This is a genomic window from Sphingomonas pseudosanguinis (assembly GCF_014196255.1).
GTDB classification, from domain to species: domain Bacteria; phylum Pseudomonadota; class Alphaproteobacteria; order Sphingomonadales; family Sphingomonadaceae; genus Sphingomonas; species Sphingomonas pseudosanguinis.
Window position 1 is genome coordinate 16,737 of sequence record NZ_JACIDH010000019.1, and the last position, 19,853, is coordinate 36,589.

The window sequence follows — 19,853 nt, forward strand, 5'->3', positions numbered from 1 at the left end:
GCCAAGGGGCAGACGCATCATGATCGCAGCCATCGAGGAGAACATCATGACAATCGCCGACACCGAGTTGCTTGTCACCCGCCAGGGCGTGCGGCTGCACGTTCGCCGTGCACGCGGCGAGGATGAAACGGCGCTGGCCGCCTTCTTCGCCCATGTCTCGCCTGAGGACCTGCGTTTCCGCTTTCTGACCGGCGTGCGCGAGGTCAGCCATGAGCGGCTCAGGAGTATGATTGATACGAATGACAGGCACACCGAAAGCCTGATCGCCTTTGCCGACGACGGATCGATCCTGGCGGCGGCGATGCTGGCGGGCGACGACCGCTCGACCACCGCCGAAGCCGCCATCGCCATCCGCCACGATATGAAGCGGCAGGGTATTGGCTGGACGCTGCTCGACCATCTGGTCGAACACGCGCGGCGCAAGAGATATTGCACGATCGAGGCGATCGAGGACCACGAGAACCGCTCCGCCATCATGATCGAAAAAGAGATGGGCTTCGAACCTCATGCGGTCGAAGGCGACCCCATGCTGGTCCTGCTGAGACGACACATCGCGTGACGCGGGTGCGGGGCGGACGCAAACCCTATGATCTGCGATGAAGCCGACGCCGGAATTCACGGGAGGCAAGCATAATCCCATAGATGCGCGCCTTGCCGGTTCTGCGTCGTCTACCGATCTGTTTATCCCAACATGGTCCGGCGTTCATCGTGGTGGATGGCGAAGCTGTATCCTATCGAGCACTCGACAACTCGATCGTCTCGGCGGCAGCGGATACCGGTACATGGACCTGACGGACCAAATGGAGGCGTGCGTTGAGGTCACGAATTGCCTGTTGATGGTCCTCCTGACGCGACGCTTGTGCCAAACGCATGGGGAGGGCCGCCGTTGCTGTCGCAGCGTCGACGGCAGGCCCCGGCTCGGCGACGCCACGCGAAAGCCTGCCCGTCGCCGATCGCAGGATGATCCCAATGACGTCCTCGTTCCAACGATAGCGATCGGCCAGCGCCTTTGCTTCGATCATCGGGATGTGGAAGCCGTCCCCCGGGGCGGGCATCGACCAGCTCTGCGCCATCGCAAAGACCTTCGGCCCTATCCCTACCCCCCCGCCCCCATCACTCACGCCCGGTGCAGCCCGGGCTTGCCGCGTTCGGCGACGAAGCTCGCATAGGTCGACAGGCGGCCGTCCGGCACCGCGACGGTGTCGAGCACCTTCAGGTCGCCGCGGAGGCTGTCGCGGCCGACGTCGCACAGGACATAGCCGCGCCGGTCGGTCATCGCCATCAGTTCGGGCGTGTGCGCCTTGGCCGAGCGGGTGAATTCATCGTCATCGCCGACGCCATCCGCGCCCGAGGTGATCGAGGTCGCGAGAAACTCGCTCGACACGATGGTGCCGCGCTGGTCGTGGACGAGGTCGCCGACATAATGGCGGTGCGCGTCGCCGCTGACCGTCATCACATTGCCCGGACAATGATCGGCGATGTGCGACAGCAGGCGGCGCTGGCTGTGCATATAGCCCGACCATTGATCCATCGAGGTGACGGCGACGTCCTTGCCCGGCTTGGCATAGTGCATGTTCATCAGGCGCACCTGCTGCGCGATGAGGTTCCAGCGCGCGGTCGACCGGGTCAGCCCGTCGAACAGCCAGGATTCCTGGGCCGCGCCCAGCATGGTGCGATCGGACGAATAGACGTCCGGCCCCTGCACGACATCGCCATCGGCATAGGCCTGGTCGGAGCGATACTGGCGGGTGTCGAGGAAGAAGCCCTGCATCAGGTCGCCGAAACGCGCGTCGCGATAGAGGCGCATGGCCCCCGCGACCGGCATCGAGCGCCGGCGCAGCGGCATATGCTCGTAATAGGCCTGCATCGCCATCGCGCGGCGCATCATGAACAGCTCGGGCGGGGTGCCGTCCTGATCGCGGTCGCCAGCCCAGTTGTTGTCGACCTCGTGATCGTCGAAGCTGACGAACCAGGGCGCGGCGGCATGCGCCGCCTGCAGGTCGGCATCGGACTTGTAGAGGCCGTAGCGCAGGCGATAGTCGGTGATTGACTGGATCTCGCCATGCGTGTGATGACGCACCGGCGTCACCACCCGGCCCGCGATGCGGCGCGGGGCCGGCCCCCGGTCGGGGCCTTCATAGATATAGTCGCCATAATGGAAGACGAAGTCGATCGGCTCCTCGGCGATTCGACGCCAGGCGGTGTAGAGCCCCTCCTCATAATGCTGACAGCCCGCGACCGCGAAGCGCAGCCGGTCGAGCCGCGCCTGGGGCAGCGGCAGGGTCGCGCCGCGCCCCGCCGGGCTGCGATGGCCGCCACAGGTGAAGCGATACCAATAGGGGCGCGCCGGTTCGAGGCCCGTGACCTCGACATGCACCGCATGCGCGAGTTCGGGATGCGCGATCGCATCGCCCCGGCGGACGATCTGGCGGAAGTCGGGATCGCGCGCCACTTCCCATCCGACCCGCACGGGAGCCGCCACCATGCCGCCATCGGGCTGTGCGGGTTCGGGGACGATCCGCGTCCAGGCGACGAAGCCGTCCGCATCCGGGTCGCCCGACGCCACGCCCAGCGTGAACGGCGTGGTGAGGAAGCCCGGCGCATCGATCAGATTGCGGGGCTCCGCGGGCAGCGCGCCGGCGCGTGCCGCCATCCACAGCATCGGAAAGGCGGCGAGCAGGTGGCGACGATCCATCATGGCTTCGGGTCCTTGCCGGTCAGTTCAGCACGATATGGAAGAAGGCGGCACGACCGTAATTGTCGATCTCGCTGACATATTGCAGGCGGTTGCCGACCAGGAATTTGGGCTGGTCGTCGAACAGATTGTTGATCTCGTACTTGAAGGTGACGTGCGGCAGCACCTTGTGCCACAGCGCGGCGTTGACGACGGTCAGCCCGGCACGGCCGCTATCGTCCTTGGGCGTGACGCCCAGCGCGGTCAGCGAGTCCGAACGGTGGCTGACGGTCGCGCGGATAGCGCCCGCGATCTCGGGCAGACGCACGGTCGCCCCGCCCCCCACCGTCACGCGCGGCTGATACATCAGCCGATCGACCGTGCGCGTGCCGGTCTCCTCGCCGGTGACGCGCATCCGCCCGTCGAGCAGCGTCACGTTGAAGAAGGGATCGACCTTGCGCCCGAGGATGTCGACATTGCGCTCGGCGATCTGGAACTCGATCCCATAAAGGCGCGAGCTTTCGGCATTGGTCGGCTCGCGCACCGCATAGGTGGTGCCGTCGACCTGCTGGAGCGAGCGCAGGACGTATATGTCGTCCTTGATCCACTTGGCGAAGGCGGCAACGCCGATCACGCCGTGCGTGCCAAAATAATATTCGGCGCCGACGTCGAGATTGTCGGCACGGCGCGGCCGCAGGCCCGGATTGCCCCGCCGGATCGCGCATTCGGGACCGCCGGCCTCCTCGTCCTCCTCGCCGCAGGTGATCGTCTCGGGCTGGGCGATGTCGCCGGGCGTCGGCCGGCCGAGCGTGCGGCTATAGGCGAAGCGCAGCTTGGTGCCGTCGGCCAGGTCATGGTCCGCCGCGAAGGAGGGCAGCAGATAGGCATAGCCGCCCCGCCTCACCGTCTGCCCGGGCAGCACCACGCCGCTGCGGATCACCGGCTGATACGCGTCGAAGCCGATATGGTCGTAGCGCACCCCGGCGACCAGCCGCGTCGCGTCGCTGGCATGATGGAGCGACAGATAGGGCGTCCACAGCCGCTCGACATAGCGATAGTCGCTTGCCGCCGCCTGATAGGCGGTCGCCCGCGCGTCCAGCCCGATCTGCCGCCACAGGCCGTCCTTGGCGCGGTTATAGTCGATCCAGGGGAAGGTCACGGCGGAGCCGACCGGCAGATAGCCGGGATCGACCATATAATCGGTCATCACCCGCCCCAGGCGATAGGTGTTGACGTTCAGGTCGCGCGACAGGTCGAGCCGGCGGAACTCGATGCCGGTGGCCAGGCCGAAGCCACGGTCGCCCGCCTCGGTGTTCCAGGCATAGTCGACGCGCAGGTCCGCCAGCCCCTCGCGCGCCGAACGCTCGGTGATGTTGGCGGTGCTGAGCTTGTAGATCGACGAGAAGGGTGCGGCGGGATCGCTGATCCCGGTCACGCGCGGGATACCGCCGGTCGCGTCGCTGCCATCCTCCCAGTCGAGGAACAGCCGCGACGGATAGGTGCGCACGCCGACATAGGGCTGCACATTGTCGTAGATCGCGCGCGTATAGCCGCCGCGCACGTCGAGATGCGACATATCCCCCCGCCAGCCGACCGAGGCGATGCCGCCATAGGTCTTCTTGTCCCAGGTGTCGTAGCGATAGCGCGAATAGATGCTGTTGACCTGCGACCGGCCGCCGGTCGGCGTCCGCGCGACGATGGTGCTGCGCGTGTAGAAGTCGTTCTTGTTCATCGTCGAGGATTCCCACAGACGATACCCGAAGCCGAGCAGCGAGGCACGGACGCGGTCGCTCGCCTGCCATTCCAGCTTGCCGCTGCTGCCCGCCGTGCGCAGCCGGTTGGTATAGCTGCCATAGCTGTGGTCGCCCGGCACCGCGCGCCCGTCCCAGTTGCCCGCCTCGGGACCGGACAGCAGGCGGCCGCGATCGTCGAAATAGTTCTTTACCGGCTGCCACCATTTGGCGGAGTTGCGTGTGCGGCTCTGGTAACGCGCCGATAGCAGGATGCCGAACTGGCCCTGCGATCCGAAGCGATCGGCGAACACGCCCTTGGCGCCGCCGCCCCAATGCTGCGCGCTGCCGCCGATCGTGTTGCGCCCATCGGGGCCGCGAAACGACTGATAGCTGCCATAACCGTCGAGCAGGGTGTAGCGCCGCTTCAGGTCGAGCGGGCTGCGCGTGATGATGTCGACGATGCCGCCGATCGCGCCGCCATCCTGTTCGGCGGTGAAGGTCTTGTAGACGTCGGTACGCTGCGATAATTCGGAAGGGATGATCTGCAGGTTGATCATCCGCGACCCTTCACCGTCATTGCCGATCGAGGCCAGGGTGATGCCGTCGATCGTCGTCTGGTTCAGATCGGGCGAAATGCCCCGGATCGTGACGAAGCGCGGCGCATCGCCCTCGTCGATCGTGCTGATGCCGGGCAGCAGCCGCAATTGCTCGGCGATATTGCCATCGGCGGCGATCGTCTCGACATCGTCATAGACGATGCTGTCGACCACGGCGGGGGACTGTTCCTTGCGGGCGGTCGCGAGCCGTTCCGCGGTGACGACGATGTCGGACTGCGGGGGGACCGAATCCGGCCGGTCGGACGCGGCGGGATTCTCCGCCTGCGCCGGGATCGCGGTCAGCAACAGACTCGACGCGCAGCACAACAGGCGCGCCCGAGCGGCGCCCAGAAACATCGTCATGGTCAATCCCCCGTTATGTTCGCGACGCCGGGCCAGCCGGGCGCGCGTAGACGCGACGCGCTTAGCCGACCGCAGGGGGTCGCTCCGTCATCGCGGGGGCACCGCTAGTCGTCGATAATTACAGTTGGATGGTCATTTCATGACATTATTGTAAATATGTCAGTTACGCTGTTATATTATGCGGCGAGGTGTGGACCGACATCAGGGACGATGTTTATGTCTCGCCCTGCCCGCCCCCGTCATGCGCAGGCGGGAACGATGGCGATGGGGGCGAAGGTGATCAGCGTCGCCGCGACGCCCACCCAGCCCAGCGCCGCCGCCGCACGGTCGAGCGGGGTCGTACGCCGCCGGTTCAGGATCAACGCCACGACCAACGTCGCGAGCAGCGACCCCGTCCATGCCGCCAGCAGGGTCCAGCGATGAACGCTCAGTCCCGCGAACGGGACCATATTCCATCCACCGGCACAGCCCAGCCCATGCAGCGCATAGATCAGGCAGAAGGCGGCGGCCCAGCCGATCAGCCCGGCGGTGAGGCGCAGCAGCATGATCATGCGAACCACCCCGGCAGCACGAGCAGCAACGCGATGAAGGCCCCCGCCCCCGCGCCATGGTCGCTCCACAGGCGCAGGATGCGCGGCTCGGTCGCGCGCGCGGCGGAGTGGAAGCCCGCCTTCGCCCGCGCCATCACGAAACCGGTCATGATCGCCGCCAGCCCGGCATGGAACAGCCCGTACGCCGCCAGCGCGGCGCTGGTCGCGGCATAGGCGTGGGTCGAGGGACCGGGTGTGGTCGTCAGCAACAGGATGAGCGCCGCGACGATGGCGAGGTGGCCGCCCAGCACGATCGGCATCCGCCCCGCCCGGACCGCGATGCCGGCGGCGGCGGCCCCCGCGATGGCGAGCAGCGGCACGACCAGCGATGGCGGGATCAGCGCGGGCGGCGGCCAGTTGGGCGCGATCGTCCAGAGAAAGGCATAGCCGAAGAGCAGCGAGGCGAAGAGCGTCGCGCTGGCCGCCAGCGCGAAGACGCTGCCCCACCAGCCGGTGGTGCGCGGGGCCTCGAAACTGGTGGGCAGCGACTGGCCGCCGCCGATGGGGACCATGCCGACATCGCCGCGCGTGCCGTTGGTCCAGGCCCAGCGCCATCCCAACCAGACGGTGCCGACCAGAAAGACGGGGGCGAGCGCATACAGCCCCGCCAGCATCATCAGGAAGAAGCCGCCCAGCATCGCGGCGGTCGCGATCGGCAGCCAGCTATTGCCCGGCAGGATTGCGACATGCTCGGGCGTGCCGCTGGTCATGTCGACCGCCAGCGTCTCGCGCCAGCCGTGACGCGCCTCGGCCAGCAACCCCTCGCCGCGTGCCAGCGCGACGCCCAGATCGGGATCGTCGGCCAGCGGGTCGCGCGTGGTGACGGTCGGTAGGCTGGCGAAATTGTAGGTGGTCGATGGGATCGGCATCGCCCATTCCAGCGTCGTCGCGCCCCAGGGATTGCGGCGATGCACCCGCCCCAGCCAGATCTGCAGCACCACGTCGATCAGGAACAGCGCGAAGCCGAACGCCTGCAGGAAGCCGCCGACCGACGACAACAGGTTGAGCCAGGTCCACCCCATGCCTTCGGGATAGGTGTCGATCCGCCGCGGCATGCCGAGCAGCCCGGTCAGGTGCATCATGAAGAAGGTCAGGTTGAAACCGATGAAGATCAGCCAGAACGCCGCCTCGCCCACCCGCATCACCCGCTCGCGCCCGGTGATGTGCGGCAGCCAGTAATAGGCGGCGGCCAGCATCGGGAAGACGAACCCGCCGACCAGCACATAATGGAGATGCGCGGTGACGAAAGCGGTGTCGTGCGCCTGCGCATCGAACGGCACCATCGCCAGCATCACGCCGGTCAGCCCGCCCAGCACGAAGACGATGAAGAAGCCGACCAGATAGAGCATCGGCAGCTTCATCTCGGGCCGCCCCTGCCACAGCGTGCCCAGCCAGGCGAAGATCTGCACCGCGGTCGGGATCGCGACCAGCGCCGAGGCGGCGGAGAAGAAACCCAGCGCCATGTGCGGGATGCCGGTGGTGAACATGTGGTGCACCCACAGCCCGAAGCTGAGAAAGGCGAGCGCCATGACCGCCGCGACGATCGCGCCGTATCCCAGCAGACGGGTGCGCGCCATGACGGGCAGGATGGTCGACACCGCCCCCGCCGCCGGCAGGAAGATGATGTAGACTTCCGGATGGCCGAACAGCCAGAACAGATGCTGCCACAACAGCGGCGATCCGCCGAGTTCGGGCGAATAGAAGGGCCAGCCAAAGGCGCGCTCGACCTCCAGCAGGATCGACCCCAGGATCAACGGCGGAAAGCCGAACACCATCATGCCCGCCGTCCCCAGCAGGTACCAGGCGAAGATCGGCATCCGGTCGAACCGCATGCCCGCCGCGCGCAGCTTCAGGATCGACACGGTGATCTCGATCGCCGCGCACATCGCCGAGATTTCGACGAAGGTGATGCCGAGCAGCCAGACGTCGGAATTGATGCCCGGTGTATAGGTCTTGCCCGACAAGGGCGGGTACAGGAACCAGCCCGCATCGGGGGCGACACCGGCCAGCATCGCCAGCACGATGATCGTGCCGCCGAACAGATAGCACCACCAGCCGAGCGAGGAGAGGCGCGGAAAGGCCAGGTCGCGACTGCCCAGCATCTTAGGCAGCAGATACATGGTCAGCCCCTCGAACATCGGGATGGCGAACAGGAACATCATGATGCTGCCATGCATCGTAAACAGCTGGTTATAGACCTCCGGCCCGACGAACGCGCTGCGCGGCGTGGCGAGTTGCGCGCGGATCAGCATGGCCAGCACGCCGCCGATTGCGAAGAAGACGAAGGCCGCGACGATGAACCGCTTGCCGATGTCGCTATGGTTGACCGAGCGCAGATAGCCGCGCCAGCCCGGCTCGTTGCCCCAGATCGCCGTCAGATCCTGATGCCGCTTCAGCGCGCTCATCGTGCCCCCTCCGTGAACGCCGTCCACCCCGCCGCGTCATGCGCGACGACGGTGAAATTGTGATCCTTGTGCCCCACGCCGCAATATTCGGCGCATTCGCCGCGATAGGTGCCCGGCGTGTCCGCGACGATGCGCAACCGGTTGGTGTGACCGGGGATCGCGTCCATCTTGCCCGCCAGCCGGGGTATCCAGAAACTGTGGATGACGTCGCTTGACGTGATGACCAGATCGGCCGGCCGCCCCGCCGGGATGTGCAACACATTTTGCGTCCGGATGCCGCCGGGATGGACCATGTCCCATGCATATTGCCGCGCGTTCACCCGCACCTCGACCGCGCGCGGGTCCGGCGTCGGCAGCGTGCCGATGCCGACCGTCAGCGCATAGCCGACCAGCGCAAGCAGCACGACGACCGGCATCGCCAGCCCGAGCCCGCCGATCCACAGCCGGCCCGATGCGGTCCGCTCCCCGCCTCGCCCCCTGTCCCGCCGGCGAAAGGCCAGCGCGAGCAGCACGAAGACGAGGCCGGCCAGGACCGCCGATCCGCCCAGCATCACCCACCACATCGTCGCGACCGATCGCGCGTGCGGCCCCGCCGGATCGATCGTCGACAACGCGCCCGTGCAACCCGAAAGCGCGACAAGCGTTGTCGCGCACATGCCGGCGCGGCCCGCCCCGGTCAGGAGAGCTTTGCCCCGATGACGACTGATACCGCCCGCCAAGAGGTTGCCGAGACCCGCCTCGTCGATCCCGTCGAGCAGAATCCCGGCTTTCATCGCACCGAATCCAAGATCGCGGTGGCCGGCCATCCCATCCACGCCATGCTGGTCGCCTTTCCGATCGCGCTGACCACCTGCACCCTGGGCGCCGACCTGCTCTATTGGTGGACGGGCGACCTGTTCTGGGCGCGTGCCGCCTTGTGGGCGTCGGGCGCGGGTTTCCTGTTCGGCGTGCTGGCGGGCATCGCGGGCACCGTCGAACTGCTGCTGGTGCCCGGCATCCGCGCCCGCTCGGCCAGCTGGACGCATTTCATCATCGCGGTGATGCTGCTGTCCATCCTGGGCGCCAATTGGGGATACCGCCTGACCGGATACGAACAGGCGGTGCTGCCCTATGGCCTGCTGCTGTCGCTGTTCGCAGTCAGCTTCACGGGCTTCACCGGATGGCACGGCGGCAAGCTGGTGTTCGAGTATCAAATCGGTGTCTCTTCGACAGGGAGCTGACGATTCTGCGGTGCCTTCAGCCAGGCCGGTGCGAGATCGGGCACGACCGGCTTGGCGAGCACCAGGATGAGGACGACGATCATCGTCGCGATGCTGCCCACGATCAGCGGCACCGGCGACGGCGGCAGATATTCACCGCGCCGCTCGCTCATCAGCAGGACGGTGTGCCCGACCAGCGCGTGCAGGCAGACGAGCAGCCCGACCGCGACCAGCTTGGCGAACATCCACGGCTCGAACACCCCGCGCAGATAGATCAGCGCGGTCCCGGCCGCGATCGCGGTGACCGCGGCGGGGGTGACGATCATCGTATAGCTGTCATGCGTCAGCAGGCGCAGCCGGGCATAGGAGGCCTGGCTCTCCCCCGCCTGATGCTTGCCCAGCATCAGCGGCAGCGCGACCAGCCCGGCGCACCACAGGATCAGGGCGGCGATGTGCAGCCCCTTCACGATGCTCAGGATCATGCCGATGCTCAGGGTCATGCCAGCGCCATCCGCCGCCAGGTCGCGCGCGCGACCAGCGCGCCGATGACCGCATAGGGGATGAGGCCGATCACCCACATGGCGAGCCCCGCCAGCTGCTGATCGACGACCGGTCCGATCCCGAACGACACGGTCGTCGCCAGATGGCTGGCATAAATGGGTTGGGCGACGAAGGTCAGGATCGCGCCCAGCATCCCCATCTGCGCCGCCCCCGTCGCGATCAGGGTCAGCGCGACCGGCGGATCGGCGCGGCGGACCGCATCCCAATAGGTCCAGGCAGTGGCAAGCAGGCTGGCCTGCATCGCCCAATAGAGCAGCTTGTTCGACAGCGCCGCGTCATAGGCGGCGGGCAGATGCCAAAACCACAGGGTGATCGTCGACAGCGCCAGCGCGACCATGGGGGGCAACGGGGTGCGCACCGGCACCGCGACCGCCAGCAAGGGTGCGGCCACGCCGATCAGCAGCAGATGATGCAGCGTCCGCGCCGAGAACAGCGCCACCGACAGCGCGCAGAGCGGTGACAGGAAGACGATCGCGAGTACGCCGATCGCTACCCATCCCGCATGCCGCGCATGCCCGCGCAAACGTATCATCGCCGCCGCCGCGCCCAGCAGGGCCAGGATCAGGACGGGGTCGCTATTCCATCGCCCCATCCAGGATGCGGCGGTCGGTGCCGACCCGCAATAGCTGCCGAATATGTCGATCATGACGTCCCCTTTGGCGGACGAAACGCGCACGTAACGGAGCGGGTCCTTTCTCTAATAAAACGAATTGTTGCTGGTGGAGCCTTCCAACCGATTTCCGGTTTGCGGTGTCGAGCATCATCGTTTCACATCAGGGGGATCGCGCATGCGGAACGTTGCCACGGCGGCATTGGGACCGATCCGGTGATCGACGGCAGAAGCGTGAGCGGGTTCGCGCTGCGGGTCGTCATCGCCATCGCGCTGGTCGCGCTGGCGCTCTTGGTCTGGCGGCTGCACGACATCCTGTTGCTGGTCTTCGCCGCCACGCTGGTCGCGGTCATCCTGCATGCGGCGGCGGATACGCTATGCGGGGTGGTACGGCTGCCCCGTTGGCTGGCGCTGGCGCTTTCAGGGCTGATCATCGTCGGGATCATCGCCACCGCCGCGACGCTGTTCGGGCATGAGGTCGCCGCGCAGCTGTCCGGCCTGGGCGAGGCCTTGCCGGGCGCATGGGCGACCTTCGCCAACTGGGTCGGCGAGGATCGGCTGCAATCGGTGATCTCGACGGTGTCGCCCGACGGCGCGACGGTGGCGTCGATCGCCCAGACGACGCTGGGCATGATCACCGCCAGCATCACCGGGCTGACGCTGGCGGTGCTGGGCGGCGTGTATCTGGCGGCCGATCCCGGCGGCTATCGCGGCGGCGCGCTCCTCCTGTTGCCGGAGGCGGCGCGCACGCCGGTCGGCGGGGCGATGCGCGACACTGGACGGGCGCTGCGCAACTGGTTGCTGGCGCAGCTTCTGTCGATGCTGGCGACCTTCACCGTGGTCTTCATCGGCCTGTCCTTGATCGGCGTGCCCTCCGCGCTCGCGCTCGCCATCGTCGCGGGGCTGCTGGAGTTCATCCCGCTGGTCGGGCCGTTCCTGGGCGCGGTGCCCGCGCTGCTGATCGCGCTGACCGGCGGGCTCGAACTGTTCCTGTGGACAGCGGGCTTCTTCGTCGTGTGGCAACAGATCGAGGGCAATGCGCTGGCGCCGCTCGTCATGCGCTATGCGGTGCGGATTCCGCCGGCGGTCACGCTTTTCGCGCTGTTCCTGTTCGGCGGTCTGTTCGGGATCGGCGGGATCATCCTGGGCGGGCCGCTGACGGTGGCGACCTGGATGATGGTGCGACGACTTTGGATCGACGAACGGGAAAAGGCCGATGTTTGAACAGGACACCCCACGCCATGACGCACGCCACCGGGTCGTCATCGTCGGGGGCGGGGTGGCGGGCCTCGACCTGGCCGGGGCGCTCGCGCGCGACACCGGTCTGGCGGTCACGCTGATCGACCTGGCGACCGCGCATGTGTGGAAGCCGATGCTGCACAGCATCGCGGCGGGAACGCGCGCCAGCGCCGGGGTCGAGGTGCCCTATGTCGCACAGGCGCGCCGCCACGGCTTCACCTATGCCGCTGGCCCGGCACTCGACATCGACCGAGCGGCGCGCACCGTCCATGTCGATCGCTTCGTCCTGCACGGCCGCGACCTGCTGCCCGAGCGGCGCATCGCCTATGACACGCTGGTCCTGGCGGTAGGCAGCGTCGCCGCGCCGTTCGGGGTCGAGGGGGTGGAGGCGCATGCCCGCCATATCGACACGCTGATCGAGGCGCAGAACTTTCAGGCCGATCTCCTCCCCCGGCTGGTCGAGGCGGCGCATGCCGGCCGCCAGCTGCGCATCGCCATCGTCGGCGGCGGCGCGACGGGCGTACAGTTTGCCGCCGAGCTGCTGCAGATGGCCGACATCGCGGGCGGCTATGGCCTGAACGATTCGCGCGCGACGCTCGACGTGACGCTGGTCGATCGCGGCCCGCGCCTGTTGCCCGCCTTTCCCGAGACCGTGTCCGCCGCCGCCCGGGCACGGCTGGAGGGTCTGGGCGTCCATGTCCGCACCGATGTGAAGGTCGTCGCGGTCGACGAACAGGGTCTGCGGCTGGACGATGGCGCGATCCCCGCCGACATGACGGTCTGGGCGGCGGGGGTGCAGGCCGCGCCGCTGGCCAAGTCGCTCACGTCGCTGACGCAGGATCAATCCGGGCGGCTGTGCATCGACCGCCATTGCCGATCCGTCGACGACCCCGCGATCTTCGCGATCGGCGACTGCGCCTCGCTGACGCCACAAGGCGAGGAGCGACCGCTCCCCCCCACCGCGCAGATCGCCTATCAACAGGCGGTCTATCTGGGCCGCCACCTGCCCGCGATGCTGGCGGGCAAAGAGGCTCCGCCCTTCCGCCACCGCGACTTCGGCGCGCTGGTGAAGCTGGGCGAATATGACGGCTATGCCGATCTGGGGAAGTTCGGCATTTCGTCGGGTGTCATTCGCGGGCGGCTGGCGCGGCTGGGGCACGAGATGCTCTATCGCCGCCATCAGATGCGGCTGCATGGCCGGGCGGCGGTGCTGCGGCTGTGGCTGGCGGACCGGCTGACATCGTCGATCCGGCCCGATGACCGGGTGGCCAAGGGCGACTGACCGCCCGGCACGGCCCCCGGCCGGAGCCGTGCCGGGGATGGATCAGAAGCGGGCGCGCAACCCCGCCAGCGCCAGTCGCGGTGCGCCCGGCCGCGCGCCGGCGGGCGAGAAGGCGACATTGTAGCGGTCGTCGAACAGATTCTGCACGGTCGCATAGGCGCTGATACCGGGCACCAGATCGACCTCGCCCGCCAGATCGACGACGGTGCGGGCATCGATCCGCTCCGCCGCCGGGATGGCGCCCGATCCAGCAAAGCCGCGCGTCGCGCTGACATGATTGGCGGTCGCGGTCAGCCGCGCGGGGCCGGCATCGATCCCGGCGGTCAGCGTCAGCTGGTGCGGCGGCAGATAGGGCAGCCGGTCGCCGCGCGTCACGTTGCCGAAATAGCTGCTGACGAAGCTCGTATCGAACCGCGCCCGGGTATAGGTATAGGCCACCGCCAGCGGCGCGCGCCATCCGCCACCCAGTTTCAGGTCATAGCCGCCCGACACTTCGACGCCGCGCGCGTCCGCCTTGCCGCCGCTGAACTGGTCGCCCAGGTCGCAGGTCACCCCGGTCGAGGCGGTGCAGGTGCCGACCAGATTGTTGTAGTCGTTGAGGAAGCCGATCGCCTCCAGCCGCCAGTCGCTCTGGCCCAGCCGCACCCCCGCCTCGTAATTCCACGAGGTTTCGGGATCGATCGTCGATCCGGGTGCGGGGGCGGCGAAGCCGCGGTGGACGCCGCCGACCAGGCTGACCACCTCGCCCAGCCGCACCGTCGCGCCGATGCCGGGAATCCAGACATCGACCCGGCGGCGGACATTGGCGGTCGGGGTCGCCCGCGTCACGTCGCCCAGCGCCCAGCGCGTCTGTTCCAGCTGAATCGTCTCATAGCGCAGTCCCGGGGTCAGCACGACCGGACCGGCGGTGATCCGGTCCTGCGCGAAAAAGGCCCAGGCACGCGCGTCGCCGCGCCGGTTGTCCTGGGTGCCGCGCACGCCGGTGGTGGTCCGCACCATGCGGCCATCGACCATGCGATAGCGATCCTCCTGTTGCAGCCGATCCTCGAAATCCTCGTGGTAGCGCGCCGACAGCTCCAGCCGGTGCGCGACCGCGCCGGTGGTGAAGTCCGCGCCCAGCACCGACTGGATGCCCGTGCTCTGATACAGGCGATTATTGTCGCGCACGCGCAGCGCACCCGTCCGGCCGACATAGCCCGGCGCGCCGACGATATCGGCAAAGGCCAGCGGATTGGCCGCCGGGTTCGCCAGCACATCGGCCATCGAGGTCCAACCGGTGTTCGCCGCGTTGCGCACGTCCTGCAACTTGTACCAGGACCGCGCGGTGTCGGTGCGATAGGCGACCGTCGTCAGGTCCAGCGCCTGGCCGATGCGCGAGCGCCAGGTCAGCTGATAGCTGCTGTGCCCGACATTCATCACGTCGCGCTGGCTGGCATTGTAGCGGCGATCGGGATCGCCGGCGAAATCGGCGAGCGACAGGCCGAGATAGGTCTCGTCGCTGCGTTCGTCATAGGTCTGATATTTGAACTCGACGATGTGCCGCCCGTCGCTGGAGCGCAGCCCCGCCTTGGCGACGACATCGTTGATTCGAAAGCCGGTCAGGCCGCCTATGTCGATCCGCTTGAAGCCATCGGAGCGTTCGTACAGCCCCTCGACCATCGCCCCCGCCTCCAGCCCCGCACCCAGCGCCTGCCAGCCGCCCAGCGCGCCGTGCAACCGCGCGCCGCCATAATTGCCCGCCAGTATCTCACCCCGGCCGCTCATCTCCCCCACCGGCTTGTCCGAGATCGGCGTCGAGAAGAAGCCCAGCGCGCCGCCGATCGTCGAGGGGCCATATTTGATCGCGGCGGGGCCCTTGGCCACCTCCACGCCGACCATGCGCGCGACACGCGGGAAATAATAGGCGGCGGGCGCGGCATAGGGCGCGGGTGCGGCGAGCACGCCGTCCTCCATCACCACGATCCGCGCGCTGCGATCGGTGCCCGAGCCGCGAATACCGATATTGGGCCGCAGCCCCAGCCCGTCCTCCTCCTGCAGGGTCACGCCCGGCACCTGACGAAGCACGCGGTTGATGTCGCCATAGGAAAAGGTGCGGAGCTGCTCTTCGTCCAGGCGGTGGACCGAGCCGCCCGCCTTGTCGGCGTCCTCCCGGTTGGCGGTGACGACGATGCCGCCCAGCGGATCGCTGTCGGTCACGGGATCGGCACCATGCGCCATGGCGGGTGCGGACATCATCGCGCACCAGGCGAGGACGCCCAGACTGACGGCTTGCATTTTGATCTGCATCACATTCCCCTTTGCTCTTGCCGCAGCGGCTAGAAGGAAATGCGAGTCACTATCAATATCAGTTTTGTGTTGTTTTGTTGCCTGCGGAATAAGTGTCTGGCTTTGCGGCTATTCCCGTTCGTTCGCCGTCGCCTGCGGATCGCTGCCATCCTTGCGCAGTGCCGCCGGACCGTCGTCCAGCCCCCGCGCCTGCGCCTTGCGCCGCTTCAGATTCTCGCGCAGCGCCGCTGCCAGCCGCTCGGCCTTTTCATCTTTTGCCATGATGATTTGCATAATCCGACGATCCAGCGCTTGACAATGTCCCGCCAATCGTCTCTAGGCGCGCTTCCCGCGTTGAGACGCGAGTGCTGCCGTAGCTCAGTGGTAGAGCGCATCCTTGGTAAGGCTGAGGTCGTGAGTTCAATCCTCACCGGCAGCACCATTCTCCCCATCACTTCCCCTAAAGGGGTCCCCGCCCCCTAAGGGCGCGGAATTGGGGAGCTTTCCGCCCCCCACGCAAAACTTGGTTGGGATCGTTTCGCCGGCTCGCTAGCTATGGTCGGATGAGACTCCGTTTTTCCTTTGGGGTGCAGGTGTTCGTCGGCATGGCCGTGGGCCTGCTGCTCGGCCTGCTCGCCCGGTCGCAGGGGCTGGCCGGCCTGGCCGAAGCGCTGCGCATCGTCGGCGAAAGCTTCGTGCAGTTGCTCAAGGTGCTGGTGGTGCCGCTGGTGTTCACCGCCATCGTCGCCTCGATCGCCGCCTTGCGCGACCTGAACAATGCCGCGCGGCTGGTCGCCGCCACCTTCATCTGGTTCGCCATCACCGCGCTGATCGCGGTCACCATCGGGCTGACGCTGGGCACGGTGCTGCAACCCGGCCTGCATGCCGGCGTCGCGCCAGGCAGCGCGGTGCGGCCCGACACCGCCGGCTCGTGGCTCGACTTCCTGCGCGGGCTGATCCCGTCCAACATCCTGGGCCTGTCCGCCTCGACCAGCGCGGGCGATGGCGGCGCGCTCAAGACAGGCCTGTCGTTCAACATTCTCCAGATCATCGTCATGGCGGTCGCGATCGGCGTCGCCGCCGTGCGCGTCGGCGACAAGGGCGAGAGCTTCCTGTCGTTCAACGCCTCGGCGCTCGCCATCTTCCGGCGTATCCTGTCCTGGGTGATCCGGCTGACTCCGATCGGCTCGGGCGCGCTCTTGGGCAATGCGATCGTGCGCTATGGCTGGCAGTCGCTCTCCGCGCTCGGCAGCTTTGCGCTGGCGGTCTATATCGGGCTCGGCCTCGTGCTGTTCGTCGTCTATCCGCTGCTGCTGCTCGCCAATGGCATGTCTCCCAAGCGCTTCTATGCCGCCGCCTGGCCCGCCATCCAGCTGGGCTTCGTGTCGCGCTCGTCGATCGCCACCCTGCCCGTCACCGAGGACGCGGTCGAGCGCCGGCTGGGCGTGCCGCGCGCCTATTCGGCCTTTGCCGTGCCCTTCGCCGCGACGACCAAGATGGACGGATGCGCCGCCATCTATCCCGCCATTTCCGCCTTGTTCGTCGCGCAATATTATGGCCTGCCGCTGCATGTCGGCGATTACGTGCTGATCGTGCTGGTGTCGGTGCTGGGCTCGGCGGCGACGGCGGGGCTGACCGGGGCGGTCGTTATGCTGACGCTGACGCTGTCCACGCTGGGCCTGCCGCTGGAGGGCGCCGGGCTATTGCTCGCCATCGATCCGATCCTCGACATGGGGCGCACCGCGATCAACGTCGCGGGCCAGGCGCTGGTCCCGACCATCGTCGCGCACCGTGCCGGCCTGATCGAAGACACGCCCCCTGCGGACCGCTTGCCGGAGGTGCCGCAAACAGGGTAAACACGGGGCCATGCTTGCGCTCGGTGTTCTGGTAAAGTAATACACGAGTGGCCGACCGCCGGAACCCTGTGATGCGCCCCGACCCGTTCAATCCCGACCGTATGCCGATCGACCGCCCCTATGAGCCGGTCGGGCATCATTATCCGCTTTATGATGCGGAGACGCAGAGCTGGTCTTTCGGCCCCGACGAAGAGGAGCCGACGCCCGGCCGGCCGCGTCGCCAGATCCGCTGGGGCCGGTGGATCACGCGCGGGCTGGGCGTGGGGATCATCCTGCTGGTCATCGCGGTCATCTGGCTGGCGATCACGGCACCGTTGTCGCGCTCGCTCCAGCCGCCGACGCCGCCCTCGATCACGCTGACCGCCGATGACGGCACGCCGATCGCGCGGCGCGGCGCGATCATCGGCGCGCCGGTCGACGCCGCCAAGCTGCCCCCGCATGTGCGCGAGGCGTTCTTCGCGATCGAGGACCGGCGCTTCTATTCGCACTGGGGCATCGACCCGCGCGGCATCCTGCGCGCCGCCTGGCACAATCTCGGCTCGGGCGGGGTGCGCGAGGGCGGATCGACCATCACCCAGCAGCTGGCGAAGAACGCATTCCTCGATTCCGACCGCACCGCCGGTCGCAAGATCCGCGAGGCGATGATCGCGCTGTGGCTGGAGGCGTGGCTGACCAAGGACGAGATCCTCTCGCGCTATCTGTCGAACGTCTATTTCGGCGACAATGTGTATGGACTGACCGCCGCGTCGAAACATTATTTCGGGCGGACGCCGGACAAGCTGAACATTGGTCAGGCGGCGATGCTGGCCGGGCTGGTCAAGGCGCCGTCGCGGCTGGCGCCGACCAGCAATCTGAAGGGCGCGAGGGCGCGGCAGGCGGTCGTGATCGGCGCGATGGAGGATGCCGGCTTCCTGACCAAGGCGGAGGCCGATGCGGTGCAGCCGCAGCGCGTCCTCGCCGCCAGACCGGAAACGCTGCCCTCGGGCACCTATTTCGCAGACTGGGTCCTGCCCGAGGCGCGCGACCAGGCGGGTGAGATCAAGACCGAGGCGACCGTCCAGACGACGCTCAATCCACGCCTGCAACGCATCGCCGAGCGGACGGTGCGCAGCGCCGGCCTGCGCGAGGCGCAGGTCGCGCTGGTCGCGATGCGCCCCGACGGCCGCGTCGTCGCGATGGTCGGCGGCAAGGATTATTCCAAGAGCCCGTTCAACCGCGCCACCCAGGCGCGGCGTCAGCCGGGCTCCGCGTTCAAGCTGTTCGTCTATCTGGCGGCGCTGCGTTCGGGCATGACGCCGGACTCGACCATCGAGGACGAACCGGTCGACATCGCCGGGTGGAAGCCGCGCAACAGCGACGGCCGCTATCTGGGCAAGATCACGCTGCGCCAGGCCTTCGCGCGCTCGTCCAACGTGGCGGCGGCGCGGTTGACCCAGGCGGTCGGCGTGAAGGCGGTGACCAAGGCGGCGCGCGATCTGGGCATCTCCACCCCCATCGCCAATGAGGCGACGATCGGTCTGGGCACCTCGACCGTCAGCCTGCTGGAGCTGACCGCCGCCTATGCCGCGGTCGCCAATGAAAGCTATCCGGTCGCGCCGCATGGCCTGACCGATGTCCGCGAAAAGGGTTGGTATCAGTCGCTCACCGACCGCAAGACCGGCTTTTCCTCGGCGGTGCATGACGGGATGCTCGACCTGCTGTCCGCCTCGATCAAGTCGGGCACCGGGCGGCAGGCGATGCTGACCGTCGATGCTTACGGCAAGACCGGCACGACGCAGGACTCACGCGACGCGCTGTTCGTCGGCTTCGCACGCGACCTGGTGGTGGGCGTGTGGGTCGGCAATGACGACAACACCCCCAATCCCGGCCTGTCGGGCGGCGGCGTGCCCGCGCGCATCTGGCGCGCGTTCATGCAATCCGCGCTCGACATCCCGCCGGTGGCGGCACCCGTGGTGCAGGAAGAGGTCGACCCCGATGCCTATGCCAACGGCGTGGACGAAGAGGTGATGCCCGCCCCCGCCGATCCGGTCGGCGAGATCATCCAGGGTCTGGGGCTGGACCTGCGCACCGGTGACGACGGATCGATCACCGTCGGCCCCGGCCGCCGCCGCCCCGAACGCGCCGGCCCCGGCCCCGACGACCGCCGCCCGCCCGACGAACGCTATGAGGGCGAGGGGGAGTAGCGAACGCTCTCGGGCTGGAGACGTTTTTTCTTCGCGGCTTTGCGTGATGCCATTTGATGTTCACGCGAAGCCACGAAAAGGTTTCGTTCGCGCAGAGGCGCGGAGAACTTTGCGAAACCAGGCCGGCATTTCCATTCTTCCTCCCCTGCAAGGGGAGGTGGCAGGCCGAAGGCCTGACGGAGGGGTGTAACCGCTCGCGCGCGTTCCATTCCCTGCGATCGGGGACACCCCTCCACCATGCTGCGCATGGTCCCCCTCCCCTTGCAGGGGAGGAATTAGAGGCCAACTCGCACATCC

At 67.7% G+C, this 19,853-nt stretch carries 16 protein-coding genes and 1 tRNA gene; 7 read left to right on the forward strand and 10 right to left on the reverse strand.

Annotation, left to right across the window (positions count from 1 at the left end):
• The first annotated feature begins 19 nt into the window (after positions 1-19).
• A complete protein-coding gene (locus GGR48_RS15375; RefSeq protein WP_240455875.1) occupies positions 20-559 on the forward strand; it encodes a GNAT family N-acetyltransferase in 540 nt (179 codons plus the stop codon).
• A 172-nt stretch (positions 560-731) separates the two neighbouring features.
• Here the strand turns inward: GGR48_RS15375 and GGR48_RS15380 are convergent, their stop codons facing one another.
• The 6 genes from GGR48_RS15380 to coxB all read right to left on the reverse strand — a co-directional run bounded on the left by GGR48_RS15380 (position 732) and on the right by coxB (position 8,972).
• On the reverse strand, positions 732-1,073 hold the full coding sequence (locus GGR48_RS15380; RefSeq protein WP_183952730.1) for a hypothetical protein: 342 nt from the start codon (positions 1,071-1,073) through the stop codon (positions 732-734).
• A 44-nt stretch (positions 1,074-1,117) separates the two neighbouring features.
• Positions 1,118-2,698 carry an alkaline phosphatase D family protein gene (locus GGR48_RS15385; protein ID WP_183952731.1) on the reverse strand — a complete coding sequence of 527 codons (1,581 nt, stop codon included), beginning with the start codon at positions 2,696-2,698 and terminating at the stop codon, positions 1,118-1,120.
• Between the two features lie 19 nt (positions 2,699-2,717).
• Positions 2,718-5,366 carry a TonB-dependent receptor gene (locus GGR48_RS15390; protein ID WP_183952732.1) on the reverse strand — a complete coding sequence of 883 codons (2,649 nt, stop codon included), beginning with the start codon at positions 5,364-5,366 and terminating at the stop codon, positions 2,718-2,720.
• Between the two features lie 239 nt (positions 5,367-5,605).
• On the reverse strand, positions 5,606-5,911 hold the full coding sequence (locus GGR48_RS15395; RefSeq protein ID WP_206362412.1) for a hypothetical protein: 306 nt from the start codon (positions 5,909-5,911) through the stop codon (positions 5,606-5,608).
• A 2-nt stretch (positions 5,912-5,913) separates the two neighbouring features.
• Positions 5,914-8,361 carry a cytochrome c oxidase subunit I gene (ctaD, locus tag GGR48_RS15400; protein ID WP_183952734.1) on the reverse strand — a complete coding sequence of 816 codons (2,448 nt, stop codon included), beginning with the start codon at positions 8,359-8,361 and terminating at the stop codon, positions 5,914-5,916.
• Positions 8,358-8,972, reverse strand: a complete 615-nt coding sequence (gene coxB / locus GGR48_RS15405) for a cytochrome c oxidase subunit II (protein WP_240455876.1) — start codon at positions 8,970-8,972, stop codon at positions 8,358-8,360. The genes ctaD and coxB overlap by 4 nt, the downstream gene beginning before the upstream one ends.
• Before the next feature lie 84 nt (positions 8,973-9,056).
• Here coxB and GGR48_RS15410 point away from each other — a divergent pair, with 84 nt between their 5' ends.
• On the forward strand, positions 9,057-9,581 hold the full coding sequence (locus GGR48_RS15410; protein WP_183952736.1) for a DUF2231 domain-containing protein: 525 nt from the start codon (positions 9,057-9,059) through the stop codon (positions 9,579-9,581).
• On the opposite strand, the gene GGR48_RS15415 is transcribed toward GGR48_RS15410, so the two are convergent.
• A complete protein-coding gene (locus tag GGR48_RS15415; protein WP_183952737.1) occupies positions 9,551-10,060 on the reverse strand; it encodes a CopD family protein in 510 nt (169 codons plus the stop codon). The genes GGR48_RS15410 and GGR48_RS15415 overlap by 31 nt on opposite strands.
• Positions 10,057-10,767, reverse strand: a complete 711-nt coding sequence (locus GGR48_RS15420; RefSeq protein ID WP_183952738.1) for a cytochrome c oxidase assembly protein — start codon at positions 10,765-10,767, stop codon at positions 10,057-10,059. The genes GGR48_RS15415 and GGR48_RS15420 overlap by 4 nt, the downstream gene beginning before the upstream one ends.
• A 180-nt stretch (positions 10,768-10,947) precedes the next feature.
• Here GGR48_RS15420 and GGR48_RS15425 point away from each other — a divergent pair, with 180 nt between their 5' ends.
• Together GGR48_RS15425 and GGR48_RS15430 are read left to right on the forward strand one after the other, a co-directional pair.
• Positions 10,948-11,955 carry an AI-2E family transporter gene (locus GGR48_RS15425; protein ID WP_183952739.1) on the forward strand — a complete coding sequence of 336 codons (1,008 nt, stop codon included), beginning with the start codon at positions 10,948-10,950 and terminating at the stop codon, positions 11,953-11,955.
• The gene (locus GGR48_RS15430; protein ID WP_183952740.1) at positions 11,948-13,252 is read left to right on the forward strand and encodes an NAD(P)/FAD-dependent oxidoreductase; all 1,305 of its coding nucleotides are present in this window, start codon (positions 11,948-11,950) and stop codon (positions 13,250-13,252) included. Before GGR48_RS15425 ends, GGR48_RS15430 begins: the two co-directional genes overlap by 8 nt.
• 42 nt (positions 13,253-13,294) lie before the next feature.
• Here GGR48_RS15430 and GGR48_RS15435 read toward each other — a convergent pair whose 3' ends face one another.
• Complete coding sequence (locus tag GGR48_RS15435) at positions 13,295-15,538, reverse strand: TonB-dependent receptor family protein (protein WP_183952741.1); 2,244 nt, start codon at positions 15,536-15,538, stop codon at positions 13,295-13,297.
• A gap of 108 nt (positions 15,539-15,646) precedes the next feature.
• On the reverse strand, positions 15,647-15,799 hold the full coding sequence (locus tag GGR48_RS15440) for a hypothetical protein (RefSeq protein ID WP_183952742.1): 153 nt from the start codon (positions 15,797-15,799) through the stop codon (positions 15,647-15,649).
• 85 nt (positions 15,800-15,884) lie between these two features.
• Here GGR48_RS15440 and GGR48_RS15445 point away from each other — a divergent pair.
• The 3 genes from GGR48_RS15445 (at position 15,885) to GGR48_RS15455 (ending at position 19,556) form a co-directional block, all read left to right on the forward strand.
• Positions 15,885-15,959 (forward strand) — tRNA-Thr (locus tag GGR48_RS15445).
• A gap of 121 nt (positions 15,960-16,080) precedes the next feature.
• A complete protein-coding gene (locus GGR48_RS15450; RefSeq protein WP_183952743.1) occupies positions 16,081-17,373 on the forward strand; it encodes a dicarboxylate/amino acid:cation symporter in 1,293 nt (430 codons plus the stop codon).
• 71 nt (positions 17,374-17,444) lie between these two features.
• On the forward strand, positions 17,445-19,556 hold the full coding sequence (locus GGR48_RS15455; protein ID WP_183952744.1) for a transglycosylase domain-containing protein: 2,112 nt from the start codon (positions 17,445-17,447) through the stop codon (positions 19,554-19,556).
• The last annotated feature ends 297 nt before the right edge of the window (positions 19,557-19,853 follow it).